The following is a 25,978-nucleotide window of genomic DNA, read 5'->3' as shown; positions in this document are numbered from 1 at the left end:
GAGATCAGGTTACCGCGAGCCCTCAGATATACAGGTTCTTGCGGGAGAACCGCTCCACCAACGGTTGATAGGCCGAGCCCAGCAACCGATTGATGGCGTCAATGCCCCAGGCATCCGGCCCCACCAGAATACGGGATTCGTTTTTGAGGATGCCTTTGACAATAATTCCAGCCGCCTTGTCCGGAGTGGTCATGGCCAGCTTGTCGAAGCCCTTGCGCTGGGCCTCGGCGTTTTCGGATTTGCCCATGCGCGCGGCATTGGCAATGTTGGTGCGGATGCCACCAGGGTGCACACAGCTGACCTGAACCGGCTGATTCTCCAGTTTCATTTCCTGGCGCAGGGACTCGGTAAACCCACGCACCGCAAACTTGGCAGCATTGTAGGCGCTTTGCTTGGGCACTCCGATCAGGCCAAACACACTGGAGATGTTCACCACATGACCATCGCCGGATTCAATCAGGTACGGCAGAAACGCCCGGGTACCGTGGGCAACGCCCCAGAAATCAATGTCCATCACCCACTTGAAATCGGCGTCGGTCATTTCCCGCACCGTGGCAGAGAGGGCCACACCGGCGTTGTTGATAATCAGGTTAACCTGACCAAATTCCTTGCGGACCTGCGCGGCGTGGGCGTAGATAGCGTCCCGGTCGGAGACATCCAGGCGGTAGGTTTTTACCTCGGCGCCGCCCAGGCTGGCTGCGGTTTCCGCCAGCCCCGCCTCGTTAACATCGGAAAGAGCCAGCCGACAGCCCCGGGCCGCGAGGGATTTGGCCAGGGATCGGCCGATACCAGAGCCAGCACCGGTGACGACAGCCACCTTGTTGTTCAGATCTTTCATGGCGGGAACCTCTTGTTGTGGTCTTTCAGTAAAGCAGCGCTTTCGTTATTCGCCACTTTAGAGAGCCACCAGAGGCAAACCTATGGCACTGGACTCCTGGCGAGCCCGGCACCAGAGCCAGTCCTCCAATCAACCCAGCAGGTTATCCAGGGGCTGGTCATACCCGGGTGCAAACACCTCCAGGAAGTACTGCACTTCCGGCAGGCCGTCCGCTTCCAGGCGTGCCCGGATCTGCTGCTCCGCGGGGCCGAACTCCGGATTGCCGGCACGCAGTTCGGCACGACATTTCAGCCAGGCCGAGAGACGGTCCGCCGCCTTGATCAGTTCCTTTTCTTCCGGCCCCAGTCGGGATTCCCGCACATAGGGCGAAAAATCCTCCCGCAGGTCTTCCGGCAACAGCGCCAGCAATTCAGCTTCGGCCTTGTGTTCGATGTCGCCGAACGCCTCCCGCATCACCCGGGAATGGTATTTCACCGGGGTGGGCATATCCCCGGTGATCACTTCGGTGGCATCATGATAGAGAGCCGCTGCAGCGACACGGTCTGCATTCACCGTTCCGGCAAAATGCCGGTTGCGAATAAGCGCCAGGGCGTGGGCAACGGTAGCCACCTCCCAGGAATGGGTGGCCACGTTTTCATCAATAGCATTGCGCATCAGGCCCCAGCGTTTGATCCAGCGCAGGCGCGACACATAGGCAAAGAAATGGCTGGCCTTTCGGCCCGGGCTGTCGGTCATGGCTGCGGAACTCCGTGTATTCCGATTCAACGAACGTCCAGGGTAAACCGGACCATCACGTTGCCCTGTTCATCTACCGGTGCATCGCGAGCCGGATCCAGCAGGAACAACTGGCTGTCCGACACCTCATGCGTCGCCGTCAGCACCTGACGAACCGTTACCCCTCGCTCCGAGGCCAGACTTCCAAGCGCTTCCGGCGGCAGGCTGCGCTCACCATCGCGCCAGGCCTGCTGCGCCTGCTCCCAGGCTTCGCCGGTAACGGCCTCACCGCGGGCCTGCATCTGCGCCTTCAGCAATGCCAGGGCATCGGCCTCAGGGGCAACAGCACCACGGATGTTGAGCAGAAGCTCAGGGCGCTCCCTTAGCGCCTGGGCCAGCGCGGACAGTTTCTCGGCCTCGTTATCCGCCAGTTGCACACTACCGGGAACAAAGCTGACCTGGCCCAGCTCTTCGCTGCTGAAGCCTGCCATTTCCGCCAGCGAGCCCAGCATACTGAACGGTGAGGCGGCCGCTTTCACCAACAGGTTCACGAACGCCCGCATGACAATCTGGCCAACGCTGAATTCGGGGTCTGACATGTCGCCCTGAATGGGCAAATTCACCTCGATAACACCGTCACGATCTGTGAGCAGAGCCAGACCCAGCTTGACCGGGGCGTTAATGGCCTGTGCGCTGGCCACCGCAGAGCCCAGTTGCATCCGGTCCAGGATCACTTCGTTGGAAGCCTCAAGCCGGGTACCGGTTATCTGGTAATCCAGCGCCAGTTCCAGTTTGCCGCTGTCCACCGAATACCCCAGATAGCGACCGAAATAGGGCGACAGTACCGGCAACGCCATGTCTTTCATGGTGAGTCTCAGGTTGCTGGGCTCTTCGGTGCCCAGAGCGCCCAGGGTTCCGTCAAAACGAACCGGTGCCACCCCGGCCAGCTGGCCGCTGATCGCCACCCGACCCTGTTGCGGAGGGACATTGCTGATGCCGGTCACCGATCCCGTGAGTTCCTGGAACGCGGTACTGAAGGGCGGCTCCAGCGTGCGGTCGGTGTAGGCCATGGAACCTTGCTCCACGACCAGTTCGCCAATGCGGAAAATAAAGCCTGGCTCCGAGCCTTCCGACTGCTCCGTTGCACTGGCTTCTGCCTCGGAGGCCCCGCCATTCTGAATAATCTGCTGCAGATTGTGCAGGCCGTCGGCGGCACGGATGACGTTAACCGCCGGGCTGTTCAGGGTCACGGTGCCGATTTCCAGCCGGGCGGGATTAAGGTTGAACTCCACCGGGGCCAGGCGCAGCAACTCCCAGGACACCAGCTCCCCGCCATTGCCCGGTAGCCGCGTGGCCAACCCGGCAATTTCAGCGGTGCCACTGAAGGTGCCGGTCAGGGGTTCATCCTGGCCATCCAGGTCCAGATTGCCATCGAAACCCAGGCGCCCATCCACCAGCTCCAGGTTTGCGGCATCAGCAACATAGGGCTGGATAACGGGCAACAGGATGTCGCTGCCGGACAAGGCGCCCTCAAAGGTAAACGGCGCTGGAGTCAGCTGGCCCATGGCGGTCACCCGGCCACCGGAGCCGAGTTCTGCAGAAATATCGTAGGAAACCGGTTCATCCAGGCGGTGGGAGAGACCACCCATGGTAATGGCCAGATTATTGACGGCAATCTCGGCGTCTGTTTCCGGCACCTGATCCCGCCAGCGAACCTGACCGCCGGACAACTCGACACCCTGGACCGACCAGCGGAATGGCTCGCCCGAATCAGACGCCGGCTCCGAGGTTTCGGATTGATCGGTTCCGGCCGTTGCCAGAGACGACTGCCAATCCACCTCCCCCTCGGCATTGCGGGTGGCGGCCAGCGACGGTTGCTGGATCGACACCATGCCAACGGTTGCCTCCCGGGCCGTCAGATCGAAGCCAATGCCCTGAATGGCAACGGCTTCCGTAGCCAGGGCTGGCTGCTCATCGGAGGGCGAGAGCGCCAGTGCCAGTTGCTTGATAGTGAGGTTGCCATCGGAGGTGATCAGTTCAAAGTGATCGCCACCGGCCAGTTCATAACGGGATTCCAGGGTCACGGTACCATCGCGCAGCTGCCACGGCAGATAGGGCGCCAGGAAGTGGGCGAGGGTATCGTGACGAAGCCCTGAAAGCCGGAGCCGGCCTGCAGAGTACAGCGGGGTAACGCTCAGATCCCCCTCCCATTCAATCACCTGCTCACCCAGAGCAGCCATCACGGAATACTGACTGTCGCTGCCATCCCGGGGCCAGGTGGCCAGATCGTTCAGGGTAAGATCCAGCGGCGCAACCCGAAACTCGGCAGGGTCGCCACCCTGGGAGAAGTCACGGAACAGCAGCTCACCACCATCGATGGTCACCTGCTGGAAATACAACCTGGGCGGATTACTCGACTGAGCGGTTTCAGGCCAGGTCGTGTCCTCTTTCTCGGGATTGGCACTGCGCCAGTCCCGGGCAAAATTGATGTCATGGTCCTGCAGCAAATCCAGGCGAACGTCCGGCTCCACCAGACGGATTTCCTCAAACCCGATGATACCGCGGAGCAAACTGAGGAAACTGAGATTCACCCGCAGGTGATCAAACGACGTCACCGGCTCCCCAGTCGTATCCTTTGCAGAAAAGGCGTCTGCTTCCAGGCTGAAGGCAAACGGATTGAACCGCACGTTCTCCACCTCAGCCTGCCAGCCCATGCGCTGGTCCATCTGTTCCGGCAACGACCGCTCCAGCCACCAGGGCAGAACCAGGAAGCCGGCCAGGGCATACAGACCCAACAACACGCCCAATGCGATCAGCAGGTTCCTGACCAGATGGCTCTTCCGGCGACTCACTACCCGCTGGCTTGCTACCTGGTTATTCTCTGCCTCTTTCTCTGCCACAAGTCTCTCCCTTTATTTGCCCACGGCACCGCAGCCGGCCATGGTGCAAGCATAGCGCCCGTGTACGGTGTTTGTCAGCGAATTCACCAGACCGCACACGAAACCTGACAGCGACCACCGAACCCGATATGCTCCGCTGACGTATGACTCCCTGTGTTGATCAACGGAGACGAGCAGTATGGATATCGGCGATATGCGTCGGGATTTCGAAAGCGAAGGGCTGGATCGGGAACACCTGAACGAGGATCCGGTACAGCAGTTCCAGACCTGGTTCGAGGATGCCAGAACGGCGGGCATTCTGGAGCCCAATGCCATGTCACTGGCCACCACCGGTGCCGACGGCATGCCCGATCTCAGAACCGTGCTACTGAAGTATTTCGACAGCCAGGGTTTTGTGTTCTACACCAACTACGGCAGCCGCAAGGCTCAGGAGCTGCAGGAGAATCCCCGGGCGGCACTGCTGTTCCCGTGGATCGGCCTGAACCGGCAGGTGCGTATTCAGGGTGCGGTCGAAAAGGTCAGCAAGGCGGAATCCCTGCGCTACTTTTCGTCCCGGCCCCGGGGCAGCCAGATTGGCGCCTGGGTTTCAGAGCAGAGCCAGGTAATTACTTCGCGAGGCCTGCTGGAGCAAAAAGTCGCAGAGATGAAACGAAAATTCAGTTCCGGAGAAATTCCGCTTCCCAGTTTCTGGGGCGGGTACCGGGTGGTTCCGGAGCGAATCGAATTCTGGCAGGGAAGGCCGAGCCGGCTTCACGATCGATTTGAGTACGTGAGAGAGGGCGATGGCTGGACAATCCAACGACTGCAACCCTGACCGGCCGGCAATCTGGCTATGCCACCAGATTAACCGGAATCCGTCTCAGGCTCCGGCCTGGATGACCGCCGATGAAGGCGATACCCTGGCGCGTCTTGAAGGGCCCAGGCGCCAGGAATACCTGACCAGCCGCTGGCTGATTCGCCAGGCCCTGGCCCGCGCCAGTGGTGAGGCTCCGGTAAGCTGTTACCCTGTACCGGGACGGCCCCTTGCCTCCGCCAGCCCGCAGGGCTGGCGCCTGTCCCTGAGCCACAGCCAGGGACTGACCGCCTGCGCCACCGGCCGGAGCGCCCTGGGGATTGATCTTGAACCGAGCCAGCGCCGGCCAGACTGGGCCAGAGTGACGACACGCTGGTTCACTCCCGTTGAGCAGGAATGGCTGCTGAAGGCGGACGATCCGTTCAGCTTCCTCAAGACCTGGACCCTGAAGGAAGCCTGGCTCAAGGCAACCGGGCGGGGCATCGCTGGCAACCTGCAGACTCTGGAAGTGCGCAAGAATTTCGAGCTGTACGGGGACCAGCCGGACCGACACTGGCAGGCCAGTTGCCTTTATGCCGAGGGCTTTCTGGTCACCCTGGTTTATCCCTGCGATGGCAACCCGGATAACACCAGCCCCTGGCCGGAGATCACCTTGCTGGAACCACCACCGGATGACTACAATCTGGGGCCGGCTTCCAGCCTCGACGTTTCCTGGGAGCCTCTGTTTCACCGGCTGATCAGAGCCCGACCCTAGCGAGGCCACCATGCCCCAGACGACCGGCCGCTGCCCCTGGTGCGGCACCGACCCACTGTACGTGCACTACCACGACACCGTCTGGGGGCGCCCGGAATATGACGATCAGGCGCTGTTCGAAAAGCTCTGCCTGGACGGACAGCAAGCCGGTTTGAGCTGGATTACCATCCTTCGCAAGCAGGAAAGCTACCGGCAGGCCTACGCCGGCTTTGACCCGGAGCAGATTGTCCGCTTTGATGAGGACGATATCGCCCGCCTGCTGGCAGACCCGGGCATTATCCGGAATCGCCTGAAAGTCCATTCCATCATCCGCAATGCCCGGGGGTTCCTCGCTCTGCGGGATCAGGGCATCTCGTTCTCGGAGTTTCTCTGGCAATTCGTCAACGGCCGGCCCATCCAGAACCGGTGGCAGACACTGGCCGAGGTCCCCGTCACCACGCCGGAATCTGAAGCCATGTCCAAGGCCCTGAAGAAAGCAGGCTTTAATTTTGTGGGCCCCACCATCGTCTACGCCTTCATGCAGGCCACCGGCATGGTCAATGATCATCTGGTGTCCTGCCATGCCCACACGGAGTGCCGGCAACTGGCACAATGATCTTACCGGGCCGGTTGATCGTAAGTTCCCCTGACACATCATTTCGGGAGCTTCACGGTGCGCATTACCCTCGACGAACTCAAAAACCTGGAACAACCGGTGATCGACCTTCTGGAGATCCTCTCCCTGGAGGGCCAACAGTACATGGCTCGCCTGCATGGCCCTGAAGGCATGAAGGTACTGTCGGACCATAAAGGGCAGACCCGGCTATTCCGCAGCGCCTGGCAGATTCAGGACACCCTCTCCAGCTACACCATTCGCGAAACCCAGGTAGTGCATCCCTCGGCGTACCATGAAATGGTCGGGATGGCGCCGGCAGACATTGAGCCCATGCGGATACAGGTACAGAGGCAGAAGTCGTGATTTCAGTTGCTCGCCTCGCGGTTCTGGTCGGCATTGCCGGCCTGATTCCATTCATTCTAGGCACCGCTGGCCTGTTCCTGATGCCAGCCAACAGTGTTGCCATTCTGGCGTGGTTCTATATTTACAGTGCCGGTATTCTCGCTTTTATGGGCGGAATCTACTGGACCATTGCCATGCAGCTGGAAAACCGCTCCTACCCGCAATCGCCCCTGGTGACCATGCTGCTGAGCCAGTTGTTCTTCGTTGCCGCCGGTATCGGACTGTCGCTACAGACGCCGCAGAAAATCCCGCTCTACATCGTCGCGTTCCTATTGCTGTATCTGGTAGACGCCCGCTGGATGCGAAGTTACTGGCCGGCCTGGTATCTGAAGATGCGATTGGTGCTGACCACCGTGGTACTGGCTTGCCAGCTAACCGTGGCCGGCTGGTTCTTCCTGCTGCACGGTGCCTGATTCAGGCACCGTCAGGATCGGTTCCAAACAGGGTCTGCAGCTTTCTCAAAGCGCCTTTCTCGATCTGTCGCACACGCTCCCGGCTGAGACCCAGCTGTTCCGAAATCGTTTGCAGGGTCTCCGGTTCAATCAAGCCAAGCCCGTAACGCCGGGTCAGGATATCCCGCTCCCGGTCCGACAATGCCCCCATCATGCGCTCCAGCCGAATCATCCGGTCCCGCGCCCGAAACGGCTGGTCCGGGCGGGTATCGGCACCCGCATCAAGACTGTCAGCCAGGGTCACCGATCCATCTTCGACCAGTGGTACATCCGTTGAAACTTCCCGGGCCGCCAGGGCTCTCAGTTCGCCAATCCTGGAGGGTGTGGCCTCCATTTCCCGGGCCAGCTCGGACTGGGTGGGCTCCCGGCCGAGGGATTGATGCAAACGCATGGATACCTTCTGCAATTGGCGGATCTCCTCCACCACGTTTTCCGGCGTATGCACCACACGCACACCCCGCTGCAGGCAGCGGCGCACTTCCTCGCTGATCCACCAGTAAGCGTAGGTGGAAAACCGGAAGCCCTTGCCGGGGTCGTAGCGCTCTACGGCCTTGATCAGCCCGACGTTGGCGTCCTGGATCAGGTCCGACATGGCAATGCCACGATGGCCGTAGCGGCGGGCGATATGTACCGCCAGCCTCAGATTGCTCTGAATCAGGCGGTGACGGCAGGCCAGGGCAAGGTGGTAAGCCCGGCGACAGCGGGCCGAAAAAGCACAGGCATCACCGAGGCTGCCCATCACATCCCGCAAGGTTTGTGGGGTGTCCTCGGGTAATGCCAGTTCGGTGTGAATCACCCGTAGCGACCGGATCAGCTTTCTGGCCAGACGCCGTTCATCGGTTTCGCTGAGGAGGTCATGCCGGGACGCATCCCTGAAATACAACCCGACCAGGGAATCCCTTTCACCATCGTTGGGCAGCGTCGGAAGCGGTCCCGGCCGGCTCTGTATCTGCATGGCTCGGTACCCGTTTGATATTTATTGAGAATACGCAGATCAGGCAGGCATGGATTCCCCAGCAACGAGGGGAAAACCGAAATACAGGAATACAGAAAGGAGGATGAGTGGGGGAGGGATCGGTCACGCCCGGCCATGAAACCTCACAGGTTGTGAGACGGCCGACCGGGCGCCCGATCTGGAGGCAAGACTCCTCCATTACCCACAGACGAAGCGACCGGTTCCGCCTGTGGGTAATTCCTAGCCGGCGGTGGTTGATGCCGCCACGATGGCATATTCGTGGTTATGAGGCTCAATCAGCGCGCCGTGCAGGGCCACAATCGCCTGGTCGTATTTGTCTTCGTCAACCACGAACTGGATATCCACCTGGCGCATACACTGGTGGATCGCCAGCACGCTGATGTCCTTGTCAGCCAGTGATTTTACCGAACGGGCGAGAATGCCCGGCACCTTCATATCACTGCCAATGGCAGACACCAGGGCCACTTTGCGGGTACTGATTTCGGCATTGGGGAACTCTTCCTCCAGTGCCTTGACCACCCGCTTCACGTGCTTGAGCGTGGTATCCACGTAGTGGGTAATGGTATTGGCATTGGTGTCCTTGGACATGAACCGCACTTTGAAACGGCTCAGTACATCCAGGATACGGCGGTCGGAACCCGGCTCGCCCTGCATGTCCTGGTCGAACACCTCAATGGCAAATACGCCTTTGGCACCTGCCACGATCTCCACCTGGGGTTTTTCACTGACGTAGTCACCAGTGATCAGCGTACCAGTGTGCTCCGGCTCAAAGGTGTTCATCACCCGCAGCGGAATCTCGTTCTGGCGCAGACCTTTACCAGCCCGCGGGTGAATCGCTTCCATCCCCAGGTTGGCCAACTGGTCGGCGACGTCGTAGTTGGTACGCCCTAACGGAACCACCTTGTCTTCGCCAACAATGTTCGGATCGGCAGAGCTCAGATGGTATTCCTTATGGATGATCGCTTCCCGGGCGTTGGTGATCACCGCCGTGCGGCTGAACGTCATCTCACTGTAGCCCCGGTCAAAGGTACGCATCAGACCTTCCTTGCACTGGGCATAACCGGTCACGATTGGCAGTTCCCGGCTCAGGTCGATGGCATCGAAGGCCTGCTTGAGCTTTTCATCCAGCGGCAGCAATTCACTGTCGCGCCAGCCGGTCAGATCGACAAAGCGGGCGTTAATACCTTCCTGCTGCAGCTTCAGGGCGGTATTGAAAGCACTGTGGGCCTCGCCAATCCCCGCCAGCATCTCCCGCACGGTAAGCAGATGCTCTTCAAGCTGGAACTGGCCATAGGAACACAGGCGCTGCAGGTCGATCAGGCAGCCCCGGACCCCCTCAATGCGATCAGTAATGAACTGGTCCGCCTGCTGCTTGAGCATCGGATCGGCAAACAGCTCACCGTTGATGTCCGTCAGCAGTTGAATCAGCTTGGTAAGGTCGTCGCCCCAGGCCCAGTCGGATTCGGCATCGGCAAACAGGGCATAGACCCCCGGCTCGCCGGTTTTCTTGTGCTCCAGCAGTTCATTGGTCACGCCACCGTAGGCAGAGACCACAAAAATCCGCTGGTAGAGGTCGCTCTTCTTGCGCTTACCAATAATGATATTGTCGCGCACGGCCTCATAGTTACTCATGGAAGTACCGCCGATTTTCTCGACGGTATGTTGTGCCGTTGTCATGTCGTTGCCTTTGCTATCCTGCGGAATGTAAGTGTGGGATGGCGGGCGTCTTACGACGCCTCGCTAACACCTTCCTGCATGATCTCATCGACACTCTCGGCCAGGATTTTCACACCCAGGCGCAGATCGTCTTCGCTGGTGGTCAGCGGCATCAGGCACTTGATCACCTCATCGTTCGGACCACTGGTCTCGATGATCAGGCCGTGCTCAAAGGCACGCTTGGTGATCGGGCCGGTCAGATCTGCATGCTTGGCCTCGATGCCGCGCATCAGGCCCCGGCCTTTCATCTTGAACTCACCCGGGTACTTGTCGCAGATGGCCTGCAGGGCATCACCCAGCACCTTGGTCTTGGCCTTCACTTCGTTGGCAAAGGTGTCGTCCTTCCAGTAGGTTTCAATGGCGGCACGGGCAGTGACAAACGCCATGTTGTTACCACGGAAGGTACCGTTGTGCTCACCGGATTCCCACACGTCCAGTTCCGGCTTGAACAGCACCAGTGCCATCGGCAGACCATAGCCGCTCAGGGACTTGGACACGGTCACAATGTCCGGCTTGATGCCTGCGAACTCAAAGCTGAAGAACTCGCCGGTACGGCCGTTGCCCGCCTGGATATCATCCACAATCAGCAGAATATCGTGCTTCTGGCACAGCTCGGACAGACCTTTGAGCCACTCGGCACGGGCGGCGTTCAGGCCACCCTCGCCCTGTACGGCTTCAACAATGACGGCAGCCGGCAGCTCAACGCCGGAAGAGCTGTCTGACAGCACCTTGTCCATGATAGCCAGGGTATCAACGTCTTCGCCCAGGTAGCCGTCGTAGAACATGAAGTCGACATGCCCAAGGGGAATACCTACGCCACCACGGTGATGCTCGTTACCAGTGGCTGCTACCGCACCGGTAGTGACACCGTGAAAACCGTTGGTGAAGGAAATGATGTTGGTACGGCCTTTCACCTTACGGGCCAGCTTCATGGCCGCTTCCACACAGTTGGTACCGGTGGGACCGGTGAACTGCATCTTGTAGTCCAGACCACGGGGATCGAGGATGTGCTTTTTGTACGATTCCATAAAGTCGTGCTTGGCCGTGGTGAACAGGTCCAGGCCCTGGCTCACGCCGTCCGCTTCAATGTACTCAAGCAGCGCTTTCTTCAGGATGTCGTTATTGTGGCCGTAGTTCAGGGAACCGGCACCGGCCAGAAAGTCCAGGTATTCCTTGCCATCTTCGGTGTACAGATGCGCGTTCTTGGCGCGGTTGAAAATCACCGGAAAAGCACGGGAATAAACGCGAACTTCAGATTCAGTAGACTTGAAAATTTCCATTGTCTTGCCTCTTAGCATGTCAGGTTCGAGGTAAATGCGCGGGAGCCTGTCGGTAAAACGTGTCGGTCGCAACAGACCCGCCGAGCGTTGCTTTAAGCCGAATGGCAGGCCCACCCCGGGCGGCCTGCCGGCTACTACAATCTCGTCAGTGGTTCACGCCTGAAGGCGTGAACACAGGCTCTCAGACAGGGTTCGTGAAAGGCCCGATGCGCAGCAAAAATTCAGAATCGTGCTTGCCGCCAAAATGGGTCTCTTTCTCGAAATGCTCGTGGTAGGTGAGCTCGGCTCCCAGATCACGGGCAAAAGAGCGGAACAGCGCCCACGAGGCCTCGTTGTCTTCGGTAATCGTGGTTTCCAGGTGCGTGACGTTGCTGCACGCGTCCCGGCCAACGATTTCCTTCAGCATCCGCTTGGCGAGGCCCTGTCCACGACCTTTCTCGTGAACCGCCACCTGCCAGACAAACACGGTCTCGGGCTGTTGGGGAGGGATGTATCCGGAGATAAAGCCGACCAGATCGCCTTCCTTCTCCGCGGCCACGCCGGTCTCGGCAAAGTGGCTGCACTGCAACAGGTTGCAGTAAATCGAGTTGGGGTCCAGCGGGGGGCATTCCGCAACCAGCTGGTGAAGCCTGTAGCCATCATCCTTTGTCGGTTTACGCAGGGTGATGGCGGTGGTATTCGATCCTTCTGATGTCATAACGTGATCAATTCGCTGCCAAAAGTTAGTGTTGAATTATATAGACCACAAAATATATTTCAAGTCGATCCTGGCCAGCCACTCAACACGGCCCGGGCCCGATCGTTTAAGAATAGACCGGATTGAAGCATTTGCCAGTGACAAATTGGTTACCGGAAAGACGGGAAAATGATGCCCTCCGGCACAAGATGGGTGCCGTCAGTCAGGCGTCTTCGATAGGACACAGCGGCAGGAGACCCTTCGGGCCAAAGCCTGTCAAACTGAGCCAGCCAGGCATCGATATCGTAAGCCACCGGCATCAGGGAAACATGCAGACCGGGCCGCGCAATTGCCGCCAACGGCTCCATAAAAGGGCTTGTAAAGCCAATGCGGGTAACGAGCCCCCGGGAGTCGGCACGCAGATTACCCATGCCGGCCGCACCGTTATTGGCCACGATCCGTTGTTTTTCATCCACTTTACCGGACCAGATCACCGGCAGACAGGTATGGGTGCAAGCAATCAGGTCGGCACCGGTGGCGCGAAACCAGTACGCCAGCTTTTCCTCGCTGCCCGAGGCAATGGATTCGTGAGCCAGCCCCCACCCGGCCAGAGACTCCGGATCACCATGCACGACCAAAACCTTTAGGCCTCCAAATATCATGCAACGGTATCGTGGCAATAATGAGAGTTTCTTTTGAATATCGGGGTGTCGGTCCGCCACCACCTGCAGCCGCCCCATCATCTGATTGGACCGCTCCACCACTCCTTGATCCACATACTCCGGGTACGCGCAGCCACAGCCGGCGCCGGCGTTGGGAATCGAGAGCTCATAATCCACGTTGCCGAGAATCGCTGTGTGGTCCAGGATCCGGCTGTTGATCTCCCGGAACAAGGTGTCGTCAGCGTTAAACCAGTTGAAATCGCCATTGAAGACCAGCTTCACCCGGTGGCCATGGCGCTCCTCTGCGCGCACCATGACCTCGATTTCATCAAGGGCGAAGGCATTGCCGTAAAGACCACCGACGATGTACAGCACGTCCTCAGAAACCTGCGCCGGGTCTCTGCAAAGAGACTCTGGCGTGTAGCGGTATGCCAGCGGGCAGCTGCGCCCTTCTGTATCAGCCATGATCTGGCCCCTCCGTTCTGGTCAGGCACCTTCGGCGGCCACCGGCTTTCCAGCCAGACGCTTTAACAGCAAGGGCAGGAAGAAACACACCGTACAGATCAGGAAACCGTAAGCATTCACGCCCAGCAACATCGCATAGGCACCGTCACCAATCGCCCAGCTTGATGGGATGAGGCCCACCGCCAACAGAACACCAAGACCAAGCCCGGTCCAGAAGCTGAGATGGAAGCTCCAGGGCGACCACTGGGTAAAACCATAGAACAGGAAAACCGGCGCCAGCCCCATGACCATAGTGCCCGAGATGGTCGTCGCCTTGAGAATGTCAGTACCGGCGAACATGGGCAGGTTACCCAGGAAGGCAAAAATCACCATCACCACGGCCCCCACTCTCATGCTCGGCAGCTTGTCCGACGCACGCCGCGCCAGGCGAGGCAGATCCACCGCAAGGGACTTGGCCAGTGAGGTAAAGGTGGAATCGAGAGTGGAACCGGCCGAGGTCATCATCACCACGCTCATGAAGAACAACGCCGCCAGCCCCAGGGACTGGCCCACTGCTGCGGGCGCGTTACCCATGGCCTCAATGCCGTTAAGCCGGGCGTGAACGCCCACCAGACTGAAAATAAACACCGCCACAAAGCCCAACAATCCGGCTACCACAAAGCTTTTGAGCATGGTCTTTTCCTTGTTCACAAAGCCCCGGTCAGTCAGCACCGGATCGTGGAATGGATAACTGAAAAGTTGCAACAGAGCCACCAACAGCAAGTCAAAACCAGCATTGAGCCGGAACTCACCATTAGTCAACAGGGCGCTGGTGTCGTTGGCAGGGATGATCAGGAACAATACCGCCCCCACAAAGAACACAAACACGAAGGCCTGAATCACATCGGTGAAGATCGAGGACCGGAGACCGCCCTTCAGACTGTAAGCCAGGGTAAACACCGTAAACAGCATCGCCGCCGCGTAATACTCCCACTCGCCGGGCAATCCGAAGTAACCGCCCACCACCGCGGTGTTACTCCAGACCTCGTTATAGAGCCGGATAAGAACCGCCGCGGCAAACGCCAGACTGGCCAGCCGCCCGAAACGCGAGGTCAGAAAATCCTGCAGACTCCGGGCCCCGGTCTGGGTCCGGATCAGGTAAATCACATAGCCTGCCACCGGGATGGACAGCCAGTAACTGGCATAAGCCAGACCGCCCACCACACCATAAGCCGCCCCCAGATTCGCCGCATTAGTCACCGACTTGGCAAAGATCCAGCTGATAAAAATACTCGCCGTCAGCGACCACTGACCCACCGGGTTGCCCTGATCATCGGCGCCCTTATAAAAAGAGTTTGCGTTCTTGCTCTTGGGCGACAGCGCATACATAACCACGCCGTAGACCAGCAGGAATCCCCAGAACAGGGATGCTTCGGTAAAATTCATTGTCGTGTTCCTGGTTTACGGTTTAACGAATCTACACAGGCGCCGAACAACTCGCCCCAAAGCGGTAGCACGAGAAACACCGGTGATGCCGCAACATGATCCGCTCGTCCATACTCTCCGCCAGCGTGCCACCAAGGTCATACTGCGGATCATCGTCCACCAGCGTGCAGGCATACACCCGCACCTGTTCGCCCTTCTTCACCAGCATCCGCGTATAGGTGCACATAAAGTGCGACCGGGATTCCTTCGTCGGATACTTCTCCATGCAGGTCTCGGTAATCTCCGGGCTGCCATCTTCCGAACCAGGCGTGCCCAGGTCCGGAAACGCGGTGAACGCCAGGCCCTCCGGAATGCCCCATTCCCGGAAGATTCCACGGAACGCGGCTTCGATATCAGCCGGAATTTCCTTCGGATCGGTCTGGCGGGCAATGGATACCTTGAAACCCTGATCAATCAGCCAGCGGATGCCCTGCAAGGCCTCATCAAAGCTGCCCTCGCCGCGGTCCTTGTCGTGCCGGACGCGGTCGGGAAAATCCAGGCTCACCCGGAAGTGGATCGGATAGGGGTTATCCAATAAGGGCAGCACCTGGTGCTGGCGCCTGTGCAGCGGCTCAGTGGCGTTGGTGAGCACAAAGCAGGGGCGGTACTGGCTCGCGTAGTCCAGGATATTGACGAAATCCCGGATCACGAAGGGCTCACCACCGGTGAAGGAAAACTGCTCCACGCCCATGTCAATGGCTTCGTGGATAAACGGTTTCACGTCAATGAGCTTCATGCCCGGGATGCGGCCATCACCGGGATGGGAACCCTCCAGGCAAAACGGGCAGGCCAGGTTGCAGGCGGTACCAGTGTGTATCCACAGCTCTTTTAGCCTGTCGGCATCGATGTATCCCCGGGGATCACCGTTGCGGGTGTGGGTCCAGCTATCACGGGCCCGGGGTTCCAGAACTTCCACGGCCGGAATGCGTTTAGCGCGGGCCGGTCGGGTTTTGGTCAGGGGCATAGTGGCTCCTTGGTGTAGTCGTCTTTTTCCCACGGCGCCAGTCATGGAGCGTCTCCAGCAGCTTCAGGATGCCTTCAGGGGCATGAGAGCGCTTCCATTCACCGGCGGCGTACTTGGCCGATTCGTTCCAGGTCGGGTAGGGGTGAATGGTGCCCAGGATCTTGTTCAGGCCCAGACCGTGTTTCATCGCCAGGGTGAACTCGGCCAGGATTTCCCCGGCGTGCGTGCCCACCACCACAGCGCCAAGAATCTTGTCTTTGCCCGGCGGAGTCAGCACCTTGATAAAGCCATGGTCCTCGCTTTCGGCAATGGCCCGGTCCAGGTCATCCAGGCCGTAACGAGTAACCTCGTAGGCCACACCCTTTTCCTTAGCCTCAGTCTCACTCAACCCAACTCTGGCCACTTCCGGCGAGGTAAAGGTGACCCAGGGCATTACCCGGTAATCCACCTTGAAGCGCCTGAACTGCCCGAACAGACCGTTAACGGCCGCGTACCAGGCCTGGTGGGCCGCAGCGTGAGTGAACTGGTACGGGCCGGCCACATCGCCACAGGCAAATACATTCGGGTACCTCAGGCTCATGTCCTCTTCCACCGGTACCGTTCCATTTGGCAGGGTTTCCACACCAATACGCTCCAGATTCAGGCCGGAGGTGTTGGCGGCGCGGCCGACCGCCACGAGAACATGATCGAAAGGAATGCGTACCCGCTCACCTTCATGCTTACAGTAGGCAACCTTCTCTCCTTCCTCTATACGAAACTCGGCGGCAGAATGTTTCAACCGAACGTCCACGCCGTCTGCCCGAAACTGCTTCAGCACCAGTTCAGAGACATCGGCATCCTCTTTCGCCAGCAGGCGCTCACCCATTTCCACCTGCGTCACCTGACTACCCAACCGCGCAAACGCATGAGCCAGTTCCGAGCCAATCGGGCCACCGCCGAGTACCAGCAGCCGCTCGGGTAGCTCCTCCAGCTGCCACAGGTTGTCCGAGGTCAGCGGCTCCATGTCTTCCAGACCAGGAATTGGAGGTACCGCCGGCTTGCCACCGGTGGCAACGACGATGCTGCGGGCGGTGAGGCGCTCGGTACGGCCATCGTTGTGCCTTACTTCCAGTTCCCAGGGCGACACAAAGCTGGCTTCACCGGCAATGCAGTCAACACCCAGTTTTCGATAACGCTCGGGAGAATCGTGGGGCTCAACTTTCGCAATCACCTCCCTGACGCGGTTCATGATGTTTTTGAACGAGCCTTTGACCGGCACCGATTCCAGCCCGTACCGATTGGCATGGCGCAGCGTATCCGCCGCCCTGGCGCTGCGAATCAGGGCTTTGGAGGGCACGCAGCCGGTATTGAGGCAATCGCCGCCCATCTTGTTTTTTTCAATCAGCGCCACTTTAGCTTTCACTGCAGCGGCAATGTAAGCGGAGACGAGACCAGCAGAGCCTCCGCCAATGACCAGCAGGTTGTAGTCGAAATGCGCGGGTTTCTGCCAGCCGGCATACACTTTGCGGCGGCGGATAAAGCCCACCACAAACTTGGCAATCAAGGGAAAGAGACCCAACAATGCAAAGGACAGCAGCAGGTCAGCCGAGACAATGTCACCGGTGGACTCGATCTGACCCAATTGAGTGCCTGCGTTTACGTACACAAACGTGCCAGGCAGCATGGCAACCCAGCTCACCACGGCATAGGTGCGCAGCTTCATGGCGGTCAGGCCCATGGCCAGGTTGATCAGGAAAAAAGGGAACACCGGTACAAGCCGCAGGGTGGCCAAGTAGAAGGCACCATCTTTTTCGATGCCACGGTCCATTTTCGCCACTGTGTCTCCGTAACGTTTGCGCAACGAATCCCGCACCAGGAAACGAGCAGCCAGGAACGCCAAAGAGGCTCCAACGGTCGAGGCTAAAGACACCGCAGCAAATCCGTACAGGTTTCCGAAGAAAGCCCCTCCTGCCAGAGTCATGACCGTTGCCCCCGGCAAAGACAATGCGGTAACCAGTACATAAACCACCACAAAAGCGGAAAGCGCAATCAGTAGATTCGAATCAATCCAGTCGCCAAGACTCTGCTGATGCCTCTTCAGGTTTTCCAGTGTCAGAAGTTCATTTCCGCCAGCTGCGATAAAGCCGATCACAACAATCGCAATGGCGAAAACAAGAATCCACTTTTTCAATGTCATGAAAGAAACCCTTTAAACACTTGTCGTTTACCTTTGAGACACATCAACTCTACACCTGTTACACCTCGCCCACCTTTTAAACATGCCTCTTGGGTTTTACGTCATCGTGCCCTGCCAGATGTCATCAAATACACACGATTGTTTAACAATTCAGTCACAAGTTGTTAGTGCATACAGTCAGGGAAACTTCTCGACACATCGGGCGCCTTGCCGCTATTCTTGAACAACCGCTCACGAAAGAGAATAACCATGACTCACACAGCCCCTCCACACGAGCAGGCGCTAGTATGCGGGCTGCGTGACGGAGACAACCTCGCCTTTCAGGAAGCTGTGCGCAGCTTCACGCCCGGTATGCTCGCGGTCGCCAGGTTTTACCTTGATGAGGCGGCCGCCGAAGACGTCGTGCAGGACTGCTGGGTCGCCGTAATCGATGCCATTCAGAAATTTGAGGGCCGTTCGGGGCTAAAAACCTGGTTGCACCGCATTGTCGCCAACCGTTGCAAGAATCGGCTGCGGGCAAGCAAACGGGAAGTCCCTCTCGACGACTCAGACAGCCTGGAGCCTGATCTGGCGGAACGCTTCAACGCCAGAGGCCACTGGCAATTACCCCCCAGGCTGAAGTTTCATGAATCTGCCGATACGCTGATGGAAAATGGCGCTCTTAACCAGTGCCTGGACAAACATCTCTCTGCGTTGCCGGAAACCCAACGATCCGCCCTGATTCTCTACGAGGCGCACCAACACAAATCAGACGACCTCTGTAACATTCTCGGGGTCAGCGCGTCCAATCTTCGGGTGTTGTTACATCGTGCCAGGCAGAAGATCTTTCTGATGGTAGAAACCTTCCAGGAGACCGGCGAATGCTGAAATGCAGCGAGCTGGCCAGGATCGCCAGTGACTACATCGACGGCGAACTGGATACCCGGCGGAATCTGTCGGTGAAAACACATTTGATGATGTGCAAACACTGCCGAACCTTTATCGGTAACCTGCGCGCCAGCAATGAGTTGCTGGGTGCCCACGCCTCGGCACGAACCGAGGAGGCGTTTCTCCGCAAGATTGATGAGCGGGTAGCCGAAGCCCTTAGCGTCCGCAGAAGCAAAAAAACAGATGCCGACTGACGAGGAGCCAGTATGTGCAAACGTAAACCAGTGCTTGTCTTTGACGTCATTGAAACGATTTTCTCGCTGAACGCGCTGACACGGGCCCTAAGCGCTGAGGGACTGCCGACGCACACCAAAGATCTGTTTTTTGCTCAACTGCTCCGAGATGCCTTTGCCAGCTCGGCAACGGATTGTTACGTCCCGTTCGTCGATATGGCCCGGGGCACCTTGGAGGTTTTGCTGCACACGGTCGGTGGCGTCAACGAAACGAAACACGCCGACACCATCATCGATCGCATCTTGCCGGTTTTTGGGCAGCTGGACGCTCATCCGGACGTTGAGGACGCGTTGGGACTGGCAAAAGAACGCGGCGTGGATGTGCTGTTCTTTACCAACGGCTCAGAACAGAATACCCGATCACTGATTGCCAGAAATGGCCTGATTAACCTGGTGGATCACGTGGTTTCAATCGACACCTTCAGACGATGGAAACCTGCAAGATCTGCCTATGAAAGTGCAATAAGCCAAGTGGACGGCGCCCCGGAACAATCCGCCATGATTGCAGCCCATGCCTGGGATACGTCCGGGGCCCGGAATGCGGGGCTGCTGACTGGCTGGATTCAGCGCCAGGACGCCTTGTTCCATCCCGCCATGCCAGCCCCCTGCATTCAATCCAACAGCCTTGTCACGCTCGTGGATCAGCTATCAGGTCACCTGCTGGCCGCCAAGTAACATCCACGCCGGTCAGGCTTTTTTGCTCCAGGCATACTTTCTGAAGGGCTCATCAACCGGGGTTTCCGCGATGTGATTGACATAGTTGCTGATGACTTTTTGAGACAGAACCATGATGACTTCAAGGACATGGCGCTGTTCGTAACCTGCAGCGAAGAACGCACTCAGGTCATCCTCGGTCACGTACCCACGCTCGCGCATGACGGCCAGGGTAAAGGTCCGCAGCGCCTCCAGCCTGTGGTTTGGCAACGGTGTTTCATCCCGCAAGGCGTCAATAATTTCATCGGAAACCTTCATCGCCTTAGCAATACCCGTATGGGCGGGTACGCAGTAGTGACAGGCATTCTCCACATTGATGGTCTGCCACACCACGGTTTTTTCCTCATTATCAAAACTGCTGGCCAACACCAACTCGTGCAGCTTCTGGTATGCCTCAAGCACACCTGGTGCTTCCGCCATAACCGCATGCAGGCCTGGAATACGGCCAAAGCTTTTGCGGGAAACTTCCAGCAGAGGTTTTGCGGACTCCGGAGCAGTATCAGGGGTGTGTATGGTGAAATCGGTCATTTCCACGTCTCCAACTATAAATGAATGATCGCTCAAAAATAGAACCGTAACTATTTCTGAGCAATTGCTCAAGTTATAATTCAGAAACTATTCAACGATCGATCCAGTGGTGAAAACAATGCCCAGACCTCCAAGCTATGATCGGGAAACCGCGCTCACTCAAGCTGTCGGGCTGTTTTGGCATAAGGGCTATCATGGCAGCTCCATGAAGCAGATTGAGCAAGCGCTCGATATGCGTCCTGGCAGCATCTACGCCACGTTCGGCAGCAAGGACGGGCTGTTCTCAGAAGTTCTGGCACGGTATGCAGAGCAGAGTGGCGAAGACTTGGCCGGGCATATGGCAGGCTACGACAACGTGCTGGATGGCCTGCAGGCTTTTCTGGTCAAGATTGCCAGAAACTGCTCTGATCCAGGCTGCGCGCCCGCGAGGGCCTGTCTGATTGTGAAAACATTGCTTGAATCCAGCAACACCAACACCGCGCTCCATCAGGAGGCAAAAACCGTGCTGGCTGCCATTGAAGATGCATTCACGGAGCTACTGAAAACCGCGAGGAAGCAGGGCGAGCTGGCACCTGCAACCAACTGCCGCCGACTGGCGCGACTGATTCAAGGGCAGATCATGGGGCTGCGTTCCATGGCCGAGCGAGACCTGTCAGCCATAGAATTGGAACACTTGGGCCAAGATATGGCTGCCATTCTGGACGCGTATCGGGTCAGAAATTAGACACTAGCGCTCAATAACCTGCTCGATCATGCCCGCCAGGGCATCCAGCAGGTTATTCACTACCACACAATCGGGCACACCGTGTCTCTCCGCCAAGTATTGCGGATCGTTGTAACCCAGCCACACCTTGCCATCTTCATCTTCCCAGACCAATGCCTTCAGCGGCAGATCGATCCCGGCGGTCTGGGCGCACTGCATCAGGGGAGTACCGCCTTTGGGATTACCGAAAATCAGGAGTTCGGTTGGCCTAAGGGACTCGCCAACACCCTCTGCCCCTTGCGCGTGATCAATGCGTGCAAACACCTTCAGACCCTTCTCCTTAACAATGGCTTCAAGCTTGTCCATGGTCTGCTTTGGGGAATGGGGACTTTCCAGCCAGATCAAACCATCGGCAGCCTTGGCCAATACACTGGTGGCAATCAGGCAAAGAAAAGCAATTATTCGGAAGAACATATCGTGCTCCTGCTCTGGCTAAGATACTACCAGCAGGTTAGTTCACCGGGCTCGTGTTCTCCAACTGTGGCCGACAGGCTACTGGGCGGGACCGTTGATTTGCTCCAGAAACGCCGCCGGTAACGCATCAATCACGGGCCGGGCGTCGCCGGCCAGCTCCGGGTTCGGCGTCTCCGGTTCCTGACTCAGGGTCACTGGCGATTCGGACCAGTGCAGCAGTTCCAGCCGACCGTTTTCCCGCTCCACCAGCGCGGTGCAGTGTTCCACCCAGTCGCCATCATTACAATAGAGCCCCTCTTCGCTGCGCAGGAAGCCCGCCGAGTGGATATGGCCGCAGATAAAACCGTGATAGTGGCCTTTTTCCGCCGCGGTCAGCGCCGCCAACTCGAAACGGCGGATAAAGGTTCTCGCCTTGCCAATCCGGCTTTTGATCCAGGCCGCCAACGACCAGTAGGGCTTGCCCTGTAATCGCCGCAGGGCGTTGAACCAGCGGTTCAGACGCAGCAACAACCCATGGGCGCGGTCTCCGACCAGCAGCATCAAAGGGCTGCAGCGCACCACCTGGTCAAACTGGTCGCCATGGCAGACCAGAAACTGACGGTCGTCGGCGGTGGTATGCACGGCCTTGTACTGCAATTCGATGCCGGAAAACGTCTGGCCACAGAAACGCCGGAAAAATTCATCGTGATTGCCCGGGATGTACACCACCCGGGTTCCCGTTGCGGCCAGCTCCAGCAGCTTGTGGATAACCTGCCGGTGGCTGTCGGGGAAATGAGCCCGTCGCTGCATGGCAATCAGGTCGACGATGTCGCCCACCAGGTAAAGGGTCTGGCACTGAATGTTATTCAGGAAATCCAGCAGATAGTCCGCCTGGCAATCGGCGGTACCCAGATGGACGTCGGATATGAATACGCTTCGATACTGTCGCATGGTGCCTCCGGTGAGAACAGGCCTGCTTTCAGGATCCTGATATCACCTTGGCAACACCCGGTGACACCGGGGTGACAGCACCAAGACAATTTGATGAAAGCGGAGCCGATGTGGCCGGCTCCGCTGGCTGCAACTACTGGCGAAGGGCCGGATTAAGCGTGTAGGTGCCGGTTACCCGGGCACTGGCCAGCACATGACCGGCCATGGCCTGGCGCACGTCGTTACCGTCAAATTCACCCTCCAGGCCCAGGGTGTCTACATCCAGAGCATGCACTTCAAAGTGGTAGTGATGGATGATTTCATCGTTCCAGGGCGGGCAGGGGCCGTCATAACCGGCATAGGTACCGGCCATGTCCGGATTGCCGGCCAGAAACTGGGTGTAATTGTTCACACCACGGACACCAATCGGGCCAGGTCCATAATCCTTGCCCTTGGGACTTACACCATCGCTGTCTTCACCTTCCGGGATCCGCTTTGTGCCAGCGGGAATATCCACCAGCAACCAATGGAAGAAATCGACGCGTGGCAGGTCGGCCGGTACGGTCTTGCCTTCCTGATTGACGTCGTCGGCGACGCTGGGCACATCCGGGTCAAACATCATCACCACAAAGCTTTTGGTGCCCTCCGGTGCACCGTCCCAGACCAGCTCTGGATTCCGGTTGGGACCAAAACTCATGTGGTCCTGCTCACTGAACACACCGAAGGCAAACTTTTCCGGTACCGGCTGGCCTTCCTCAACACCTCGAACCTGCAGTTTCACGTCGCTTTCTCCTGTCTGTTCTTCAAGTGGATGAAAAGTTTGTAGCAGTGCCAACGGCTCTGTGTCCAGCCCGACAATACTAACGATGGAGCCAATAGGTACTTGGGCTCAATTGTCTCGCTCCAACATCGGCGGTAGTATACGCCCCTGTATTAGCTCCCTAATCATAGACATTCAGGCCAGTGACGACAGCCAAGCGCTTTCATCCGAGAGCGTTTGGCTCTCATCACTTAAAGGTCTGAAACGTTATGGAAAACCTTCATCACATAGTCGTGGTCGGCGGCGGAGCCGGCGGCCTGGAACTGGTCACCAGTCTGGGTAACAAGCTTGGCAAAAAAGGCAAAGCCCGTATTTCCCTGGTCGACGCCGGTCTTACCCATGTGTGGAAACCCCTGCTGCATGAAGTGGCCTCCGGCTCGCTGGATGCCAGCGCCAACGAAATCAATTATCGCGCCCATGCCCGCAAGCACCATTACGAGTTTCAGCTCGGCCGCATGAGCGGTCTGGACCGGGCCAATAAAGCGATCGTGATTGCCCCGTTCCGGGATGAAGAAGGCCAAGAAGTAGTGCCGGAACGGCGCCTTCATTACGACACCCTGGTGATTGCCGTTGGCAGCACCGCGAACGACTTCGGCACCCCCGGCGCACAGGACCACTGCCTGTTCCTGGACAGTCTGAAGCAGGCCCGCCGCTTTCATAACCTGATGCTCAACGCCTTCCTGCGCAAAAACCACGAAGCCCTTCAGGGCCAGCCCCATGCCCTGAACATCAGCATCATTGGTGCCGGAGCCACGGGCGTGGAACTGGCCGCTGAACTGAGGCTGGCATCCCGCGAATTGCCCATCTACGGCATGAACCACCTCAAATCTTCCGATGTTTCCATCAGCGTGATCGAGGCGGCCGACCGCATATTGCCTGCGCTGCCCGGGCGCCTTTCCGCCGCAGCCACCCGGGAACTGGAACGCCAGAAGGTCAAGGTATTGACCGGACAACCTGTAAGCGAGGTGCGCGAGAACAGTCTGATCATGAAGGACGGCACTGAACTGCCCTCGGAAATGACCATCTGGGCCGCTGGCATCAAAGCACCGCCGTTCCTGGCGGAACTGGACGGCCTGGAGACCAATCGCGGCAATCAGCTGCTGGTGGAACAGACCCTGAAAACCACCAAAGATGCGGATATCTTCGCGTTTGGTGACTGCGCCGCCTGCCCGCAGCCGGAATCCGACCGGCCGGTGCCACCACGTGCCCAGGCCGCACACCAGCAGGCCGATGCCCTGTTCAAAACCCTCTGCAACCGGCTGGAAGGCAAAGAAGCCGTTCCCTTCGTGTACAACGACCATGGCTCACTGATCAACTTCAGCAAATACACCACCGTCGGCAACCTGATGGGTAACCTGTCCGGACGCAGTATGTATATCGAAGGGAAAGTGGCCAGGCTGTTCTACGTGTCGCTGTACCGAATGCACCAGGTGGCCTTGCACGGTTTCCTGCGAACCGGCGTGATCTGGCTGATGGACAAGATCAGTCGGGCCATGCAGCCACGGTTGAAGCTGCACTGATTCAGCCCCAGTAAAACATCCCCGACTGTTTCCCGAGGATGGTTGCGGCAATGTGCCGGTCGCTGGCTTTGTTGGCGAGGCCATAGCACACGTGCAAGGGCAGGAGGTGCTCTTCCCGGGGGTGACAGAACCGGGCATGGGGCGCTTGCTCCCAATCTGCCAGGCGCTTCGCCCGCTCCGGCTCCGACAGGGAGCTGTCGCCGCAGGTCTGTTCCAGCCAGTCCTCAAAGGCCAGGTTACGGGCCTGGATTTCCGGTGTCTGTGCAGCAAAGAAGGCCCGCATGTTGTGGAACGAGAAGCCTGAGCCAAGCACCAGCAGGTGATCGTAATCCAGTGCCTGCAATGCCCGGCCAATCGTAAGGTGCGTACTGGCGTCCAGAGTGTTGACCAGTGAGAGCTGAATGCAGGGAAACTTTGCCTCCGGATACATCAGTTTAAGCGGCACGAACGCGCCGTGATCCAGACCCCGCTGGTCATCCAGGCGGGCCTGGATACCAGCCTGATCCAACGCCTGGGCGACCTGCTGCGCCAGCACTGGCTCACCCGGGCAGGGGTATTCGATCTTGTAGGCTTCCGAAGGAAAACCGTAATAATCGTAAATCAGCGACGGCGTAGTACCTGAGGTAATGGTCGGGATCGCCTCCTCCCAGTGGGCGCTGATCACCAGTATCGCAGAGGGTTTGCGCAGGTCAGCCGCTAGCTCTGTTAACCGGTCCACCATGTCCTGGTGCCCGGGATCTCCCAGCAGCGGCATGGGGCCGCCACCGTGGGAAACAAACAGTACATCGGTCGCTTTGCTCATGGCGTTCTCCCCGGTTCAGCTTTCTTTCTGCAACAGGTTATCGACAGCGAACCGGCCTGCGCCCTGAATCGCCAGAGCGACGGTGGCGGCAAACAGCGTGAGTGCATACTCGTAACCATTATTGGCCATAAATAAGCCATTACCGATATGCACCGCGAAAATGGCCACCAACATGGTGAAAGCCGCAACCACCGCCGCCGGACGTGTCAGTAGCCCGAGCACCAGTGCCAGACCGCCAAAGAATTCGGCACCACCTGCCAGCAAGGCCATCAGGTAGCCAGGCTCCAGGCCAATACTGGCCAGCCATTGTCCGGTACCTTCCAGCCCATATCCGCCAAACCAGCCGAACAGTTTCTGGGCACCATGAGCGGCCAGGATCAGCCCCACCGGAACCCTCAGTACCAGTGCGGCAAAGCCACCATTGGATTGGAGTAATGCCTTGGTGAATTGAGCGTTCATATTCGTCACCTTAAGTCTTTCTCTGATTGGTTTATCCCGAAGCCCTGGCTTCAGGCTATGGG

The 25,978-nt window shown here is 58.4% G+C and carries 27 protein-coding genes; 10 read left to right on the top strand and 17 right to left on the bottom strand.

The genetic code is table 11. From position 1 onward, the window contains the following. Nucleotides 1-22 precede the first annotated feature (22 nt). The 3 genes from C7436_RS13185 to C7436_RS13175 all read right to left on the bottom strand — a co-directional run bounded on the left by C7436_RS13185 (nt 23) and on the right by C7436_RS13175 (nt 4,452). Nucleotides 23-838: an SDR family NAD(P)-dependent oxidoreductase gene (locus C7436_RS13185; protein WP_121208095.1), complete on the bottom strand. Its 816-nt coding sequence runs from the start codon at nt 836-838 to the stop codon at nt 23-25. A 129-nt stretch (nt 839-967) separates the two neighbouring features. Further along, complete coding sequence (yfbR, locus tag C7436_RS13180) at nt 968-1,573, bottom strand: 5'-deoxynucleotidase (RefSeq protein WP_011783737.1); 606 nt, start codon at nt 1,571-1,573, stop codon at nt 968-970. Between the two features lie 26 nt (nt 1,574-1,599). Continuing rightward, a complete protein-coding gene (locus C7436_RS13175) occupies nt 1,600-4,452 on the bottom strand; it encodes a DUF748 domain-containing protein (RefSeq protein ID WP_121208094.1) in 2,853 nt (950 codons plus the stop codon). Between the two features lie 178 nt (nt 4,453-4,630). Between C7436_RS13175 and pdxH the strand changes: the two genes are divergently transcribed. The 5 genes from pdxH to C7436_RS13150 are packed head-to-tail and all read left to right on the top strand — an operon-like array spanning nt 4,631 to nt 7,409. Continuing rightward, nucleotides 4,631-5,266, top strand: a complete 636-nt coding sequence (pdxH, locus tag C7436_RS13170) for a pyridoxamine 5'-phosphate oxidase (protein ID WP_011783735.1) — start codon at nt 4,631-4,633, stop codon at nt 5,264-5,266. Next, a complete protein-coding gene (locus C7436_RS13165; protein ID WP_121208093.1) occupies nt 5,235-5,999 on the top strand; it encodes a 4'-phosphopantetheinyl transferase family protein in 765 nt (254 codons plus the stop codon). Before pdxH ends, C7436_RS13165 begins: the two co-directional genes overlap by 32 nt. 10 nt (nt 6,000-6,009) lie before the next feature. Continuing rightward, nucleotides 6,010-6,594 (top strand): DNA-3-methyladenine glycosylase I, encoded by a 585-nt coding sequence (locus C7436_RS13160; RefSeq protein WP_011783733.1) that lies wholly within the window; start codon nt 6,010-6,012, stop codon nt 6,592-6,594. A gap of 57 nt (nt 6,595-6,651) precedes the next feature. Beyond that, nucleotides 6,652-6,957, top strand: a complete 306-nt coding sequence (locus C7436_RS13155; protein ID WP_121208092.1) for a DUF6482 family protein — start codon at nt 6,652-6,654, stop codon at nt 6,955-6,957. Continuing rightward, nucleotides 6,954-7,409 (top strand): DUF3429 domain-containing protein, encoded by a 456-nt coding sequence (locus C7436_RS13150; protein ID WP_121208091.1) that lies wholly within the window; start codon nt 6,954-6,956, stop codon nt 7,407-7,409. The genes C7436_RS13155 and C7436_RS13150 overlap by 4 nt, the downstream gene beginning before the upstream one ends. Before the next feature lies 1 nt (nt 7,410). Here the strand turns inward: C7436_RS13150 and C7436_RS13145 are convergent, their stop codons facing one another. The 8 genes from C7436_RS13145 to C7436_RS13110 all read right to left on the bottom strand — a co-directional run bounded on the left by C7436_RS13145 (nt 7,411) and on the right by C7436_RS13110 (nt 17,827). Continuing rightward, a complete protein-coding gene (locus C7436_RS13145) occupies nt 7,411-8,403 on the bottom strand; it encodes a sigma-70 family RNA polymerase sigma factor (RefSeq protein ID WP_121208090.1) in 993 nt (330 codons plus the stop codon). A gap of 240 nt (nt 8,404-8,643) precedes the next feature. Then, the gene (locus C7436_RS13140) at nt 8,644-10,101 is read right to left on the bottom strand and encodes an aspartate kinase (RefSeq protein WP_023007837.1); all 1,458 of its coding nucleotides are present in this window, start codon (nt 10,099-10,101) and stop codon (nt 8,644-8,646) included. 50 nt (nt 10,102-10,151) lie between these two features. Further along, nucleotides 10,152-11,420, bottom strand: a complete 1,269-nt coding sequence (gene ectB, locus C7436_RS13135; protein WP_014420132.1) for a diaminobutyrate--2-oxoglutarate transaminase — start codon at nt 11,418-11,420, stop codon at nt 10,152-10,154. Nucleotides 11,421-11,601: 181 nt separating this feature from the next. Beyond that, nucleotides 11,602-12,117, bottom strand: coding sequence for a diaminobutyrate acetyltransferase (gene ectA, locus C7436_RS13130; protein WP_011783727.1), 516 nt, complete (start codon nt 12,115-12,117; stop codon nt 11,602-11,604). A 149-nt stretch (nt 12,118-12,266) separates the two neighbouring features. After that, nucleotides 12,267-13,223 carry a metallophosphoesterase family protein gene (locus tag C7436_RS13125; RefSeq protein ID WP_121208089.1) on the bottom strand — a complete coding sequence of 319 codons (957 nt, stop codon included), beginning with the start codon at nt 13,221-13,223 and terminating at the stop codon, nt 12,267-12,269. A 21-nt stretch (nt 13,224-13,244) separates the two neighbouring features. Further along, nucleotides 13,245-14,648, bottom strand: coding sequence for a sodium:solute symporter family transporter (locus C7436_RS13120; protein ID WP_121208088.1), 1,404 nt, complete (start codon nt 14,646-14,648; stop codon nt 13,245-13,247). 31 nt (nt 14,649-14,679) lie between these two features. Continuing rightward, on the bottom strand, nt 14,680-15,651 hold the full coding sequence (locus tag C7436_RS13115; RefSeq protein WP_121208087.1) for a radical SAM protein: 972 nt from the start codon (nt 15,649-15,651) through the stop codon (nt 14,680-14,682). Continuing rightward, nucleotides 15,617-17,827 carry an FAD-dependent oxidoreductase gene (locus C7436_RS13110; protein WP_121208086.1) on the bottom strand — a complete coding sequence of 737 codons (2,211 nt, stop codon included), beginning with the start codon at nt 17,825-17,827 and terminating at the stop codon, nt 15,617-15,619. The genes C7436_RS13115 and C7436_RS13110 overlap by 35 nt, the downstream gene beginning before the upstream one ends. A gap of 249 nt (nt 17,828-18,076) precedes the next feature. On the opposite strand from C7436_RS13110, the gene C7436_RS13105 reads away from it, so the two are divergent. Genes C7436_RS13105 through C7436_RS13095 form a run of 3 tightly spaced genes read left to right on the top strand, consistent with a single transcriptional unit; the run spans nt 18,077 to nt 19,662 of the window. Further along, nucleotides 18,077-18,694 (top strand): RNA polymerase sigma factor, encoded by a 618-nt coding sequence (locus tag C7436_RS13105; protein WP_121208085.1) that lies wholly within the window; start codon nt 18,077-18,079, stop codon nt 18,692-18,694. Further along, nucleotides 18,688-18,948, top strand: a complete 261-nt coding sequence (locus tag C7436_RS13100; RefSeq protein ID WP_014420124.1) for a zf-HC2 domain-containing protein — start codon at nt 18,688-18,690, stop codon at nt 18,946-18,948. The genes C7436_RS13105 and C7436_RS13100 overlap by 7 nt, the downstream gene beginning before the upstream one ends. Before the next feature lie 12 nt (nt 18,949-18,960). After that, entirely contained in the window at nt 18,961-19,662 is a 702-nt protein-coding gene (locus tag C7436_RS13095; protein WP_014420123.1) for an HAD-IA family hydrolase, read from the top strand. A gap of 12 nt (nt 19,663-19,674) precedes the next feature. On the opposite strand, the gene C7436_RS13090 is transcribed toward C7436_RS13095, so the two are convergent. Beyond that, the gene (locus tag C7436_RS13090) at nt 19,675-20,229 is read right to left on the bottom strand and encodes a carboxymuconolactone decarboxylase family protein (protein ID WP_014420122.1); all 555 of its coding nucleotides are present in this window, start codon (nt 20,227-20,229) and stop codon (nt 19,675-19,677) included. A 118-nt stretch (nt 20,230-20,347) separates the two neighbouring features. Here C7436_RS13090 and C7436_RS13085 point away from each other — a divergent pair, with 118 nt between their 5' ends. Next, nucleotides 20,348-20,953 carry a TetR/AcrR family transcriptional regulator gene (locus C7436_RS13085; RefSeq protein ID WP_031209637.1) on the top strand — a complete coding sequence of 202 codons (606 nt, stop codon included), beginning with the start codon at nt 20,348-20,350 and terminating at the stop codon, nt 20,951-20,953. Nucleotides 20,954-20,956: 3 nt separating this feature from the next. On the opposite strand, the gene C7436_RS13080 is transcribed toward C7436_RS13085, so the two are convergent. The 3 genes from C7436_RS13080 to C7436_RS13070 all read right to left on the bottom strand — a co-directional run bounded on the left by C7436_RS13080 (nt 20,957) and on the right by C7436_RS13070 (nt 23,096). Next, on the bottom strand, nt 20,957-21,406 hold the full coding sequence (locus C7436_RS13080; protein ID WP_023007844.1) for a DUF302 domain-containing protein: 450 nt from the start codon (nt 21,404-21,406) through the stop codon (nt 20,957-20,959). Nucleotides 21,407-21,484: 78 nt separating this feature from the next. After that, nucleotides 21,485-22,336, bottom strand: coding sequence for a UDP-2,3-diacylglucosamine diphosphatase (locus tag C7436_RS13075; RefSeq protein WP_114434379.1), 852 nt, complete (start codon nt 22,334-22,336; stop codon nt 21,485-21,487). Between the two features lie 133 nt (nt 22,337-22,469). Beyond that, complete coding sequence (locus C7436_RS13070) at nt 22,470-23,096, bottom strand: YbhB/YbcL family Raf kinase inhibitor-like protein (protein ID WP_121208084.1); 627 nt, start codon at nt 23,094-23,096, stop codon at nt 22,470-22,472. 248 nt (nt 23,097-23,344) lie between these two features. Here C7436_RS13070 and C7436_RS13065 point away from each other — a divergent pair, with 248 nt between their 5' ends. Then, nucleotides 23,345-24,655, top strand: coding sequence for an NAD(P)/FAD-dependent oxidoreductase (locus C7436_RS13065; protein WP_114434381.1), 1,311 nt, complete (start codon nt 23,345-23,347; stop codon nt 24,653-24,655). 1 nt (nt 24,656) lies between these two features. On the opposite strand, the gene C7436_RS13060 is transcribed toward C7436_RS13065, so the two are convergent. Then, nucleotides 24,657-25,457 carry a DODA-type extradiol aromatic ring-opening family dioxygenase gene (locus tag C7436_RS13060; protein ID WP_121208083.1) on the bottom strand — a complete coding sequence of 267 codons (801 nt, stop codon included), beginning with the start codon at nt 25,455-25,457 and terminating at the stop codon, nt 24,657-24,659. Between the two features lie 15 nt (nt 25,458-25,472). Then, on the bottom strand, nt 25,473-25,916 hold the full coding sequence (locus C7436_RS13055; RefSeq protein WP_114434383.1) for a DoxX family protein: 444 nt from the start codon (nt 25,914-25,916) through the stop codon (nt 25,473-25,475). Nucleotides 25,917-25,978: the final 62 nt, after the last annotated feature.

It is taken from the genome of Marinobacter nauticus, assembly GCF_003634635.1.
GTDB lineage: Bacteria > Pseudomonadota > Gammaproteobacteria > Pseudomonadales > Oleiphilaceae > Marinobacter > Marinobacter nauticus.
The sequence above is the reverse complement of the archived record's forward strand: the minus strand, read 5'-3'. Positions and strand labels throughout refer to the sequence as shown.

Excerpts from the sequence above, each read along its gene's own strand:
- C7436_RS13185 (WP_121208095.1), bottom strand. The coding sequence starts at position 838 with ATGAAAGATCTGAACAACAAGGTGGCTGTCGTCACCGGTGCTGGCTCT.
- yfbR (WP_011783737.1), bottom strand. The coding sequence starts at position 1,573 with ATGACCGACAGCCCGGGCCGAAAGGCCAGCCATTTCTTTGCCTATGTG.
- pdxH (WP_011783735.1), top strand. The coding sequence starts at position 4,631 with ATGGATATCGGCGATATGCGTCGGGATTTCGAAAGCGAAGGGCTGGAT.
- C7436_RS13165 (WP_121208093.1), top strand. The coding sequence starts at position 5,235 with ATGGCTGGACAATCCAACGACTGCAACCCTGACCGGCCGGCAATCTGG.
- C7436_RS13160 (WP_011783733.1), top strand. The coding sequence starts at position 6,010 with ATGCCCCAGACGACCGGCCGCTGCCCCTGGTGCGGCACCGACCCACTG.
- C7436_RS13145 (WP_121208090.1), bottom strand. The coding sequence starts at position 8,403 with ATGCAGATACAGAGCCGGCCGGGACCGCTTCCGACGCTGCCCAACGAT.
- C7436_RS13140 (WP_023007837.1), bottom strand. The coding sequence starts at position 10,101 with ATGACAACGGCACAACATACCGTCGAGAAAATCGGCGGTACTTCCATG.
- ectB (WP_014420132.1), bottom strand. The coding sequence starts at position 11,420 with ATGGAAATTTTCAAGTCTACTGAATCTGAAGTTCGCGTTTATTCCCGT.
- ectA (WP_011783727.1), bottom strand. The coding sequence starts at position 12,117 with ATGACATCAGAAGGATCGAATACCACCGCCATCACCCTGCGTAAACCG.
- C7436_RS13125 (WP_121208089.1), bottom strand. The coding sequence starts at position 13,223 with ATGGCTGATACAGAAGGGCGCAGCTGCCCGCTGGCATACCGCTACACG.
- C7436_RS13120 (WP_121208088.1), bottom strand. The coding sequence starts at position 14,648 with ATGAATTTTACCGAAGCATCCCTGTTCTGGGGATTCCTGCTGGTCTAC.
- C7436_RS13115 (WP_121208087.1), bottom strand. The coding sequence starts at position 15,651 with ATGCCCCTGACCAAAACCCGACCGGCCCGCGCTAAACGCATTCCGGCC.
- C7436_RS13110 (WP_121208086.1), bottom strand. The coding sequence starts at position 17,827 with ATGACATTGAAAAAGTGGATTCTTGTTTTCGCCATTGCGATTGTTGTG.
- C7436_RS13105 (WP_121208085.1), top strand. The coding sequence starts at position 18,077 with ATGACTCACACAGCCCCTCCACACGAGCAGGCGCTAGTATGCGGGCTG.
- C7436_RS13100 (WP_014420124.1), top strand. The coding sequence starts at position 18,688 with ATGCTGAAATGCAGCGAGCTGGCCAGGATCGCCAGTGACTACATCGAC.
- C7436_RS13095 (WP_014420123.1), top strand. The coding sequence starts at position 18,961 with ATGTGCAAACGTAAACCAGTGCTTGTCTTTGACGTCATTGAAACGATT.
- C7436_RS13090 (WP_014420122.1), bottom strand. The coding sequence starts at position 20,229 with ATGACCGATTTCACCATACACACCCCTGATACTGCTCCGGAGTCCGCA.
- C7436_RS13085 (WP_031209637.1), top strand. The coding sequence starts at position 20,348 with ATGCCCAGACCTCCAAGCTATGATCGGGAAACCGCGCTCACTCAAGCT.
- C7436_RS13080 (WP_023007844.1), bottom strand. The coding sequence starts at position 21,406 with ATGTTCTTCCGAATAATTGCTTTTCTTTGCCTGATTGCCACCAGTGTA.
- C7436_RS13075 (WP_114434379.1), bottom strand. The coding sequence starts at position 22,336 with ATGCGACAGTATCGAAGCGTATTCATATCCGACGTCCATCTGGGTACC.
- C7436_RS13065 (WP_114434381.1), top strand. The coding sequence starts at position 23,345 with ATGGAAAACCTTCATCACATAGTCGTGGTCGGCGGCGGAGCCGGCGGC.
- C7436_RS13060 (WP_121208083.1), bottom strand. The coding sequence starts at position 25,457 with ATGAGCAAAGCGACCGATGTACTGTTTGTTTCCCACGGTGGCGGCCCC.
- C7436_RS13055 (WP_114434383.1), bottom strand. The coding sequence starts at position 25,916 with ATGAACGCTCAATTCACCAAGGCATTACTCCAATCCAATGGTGGCTTT.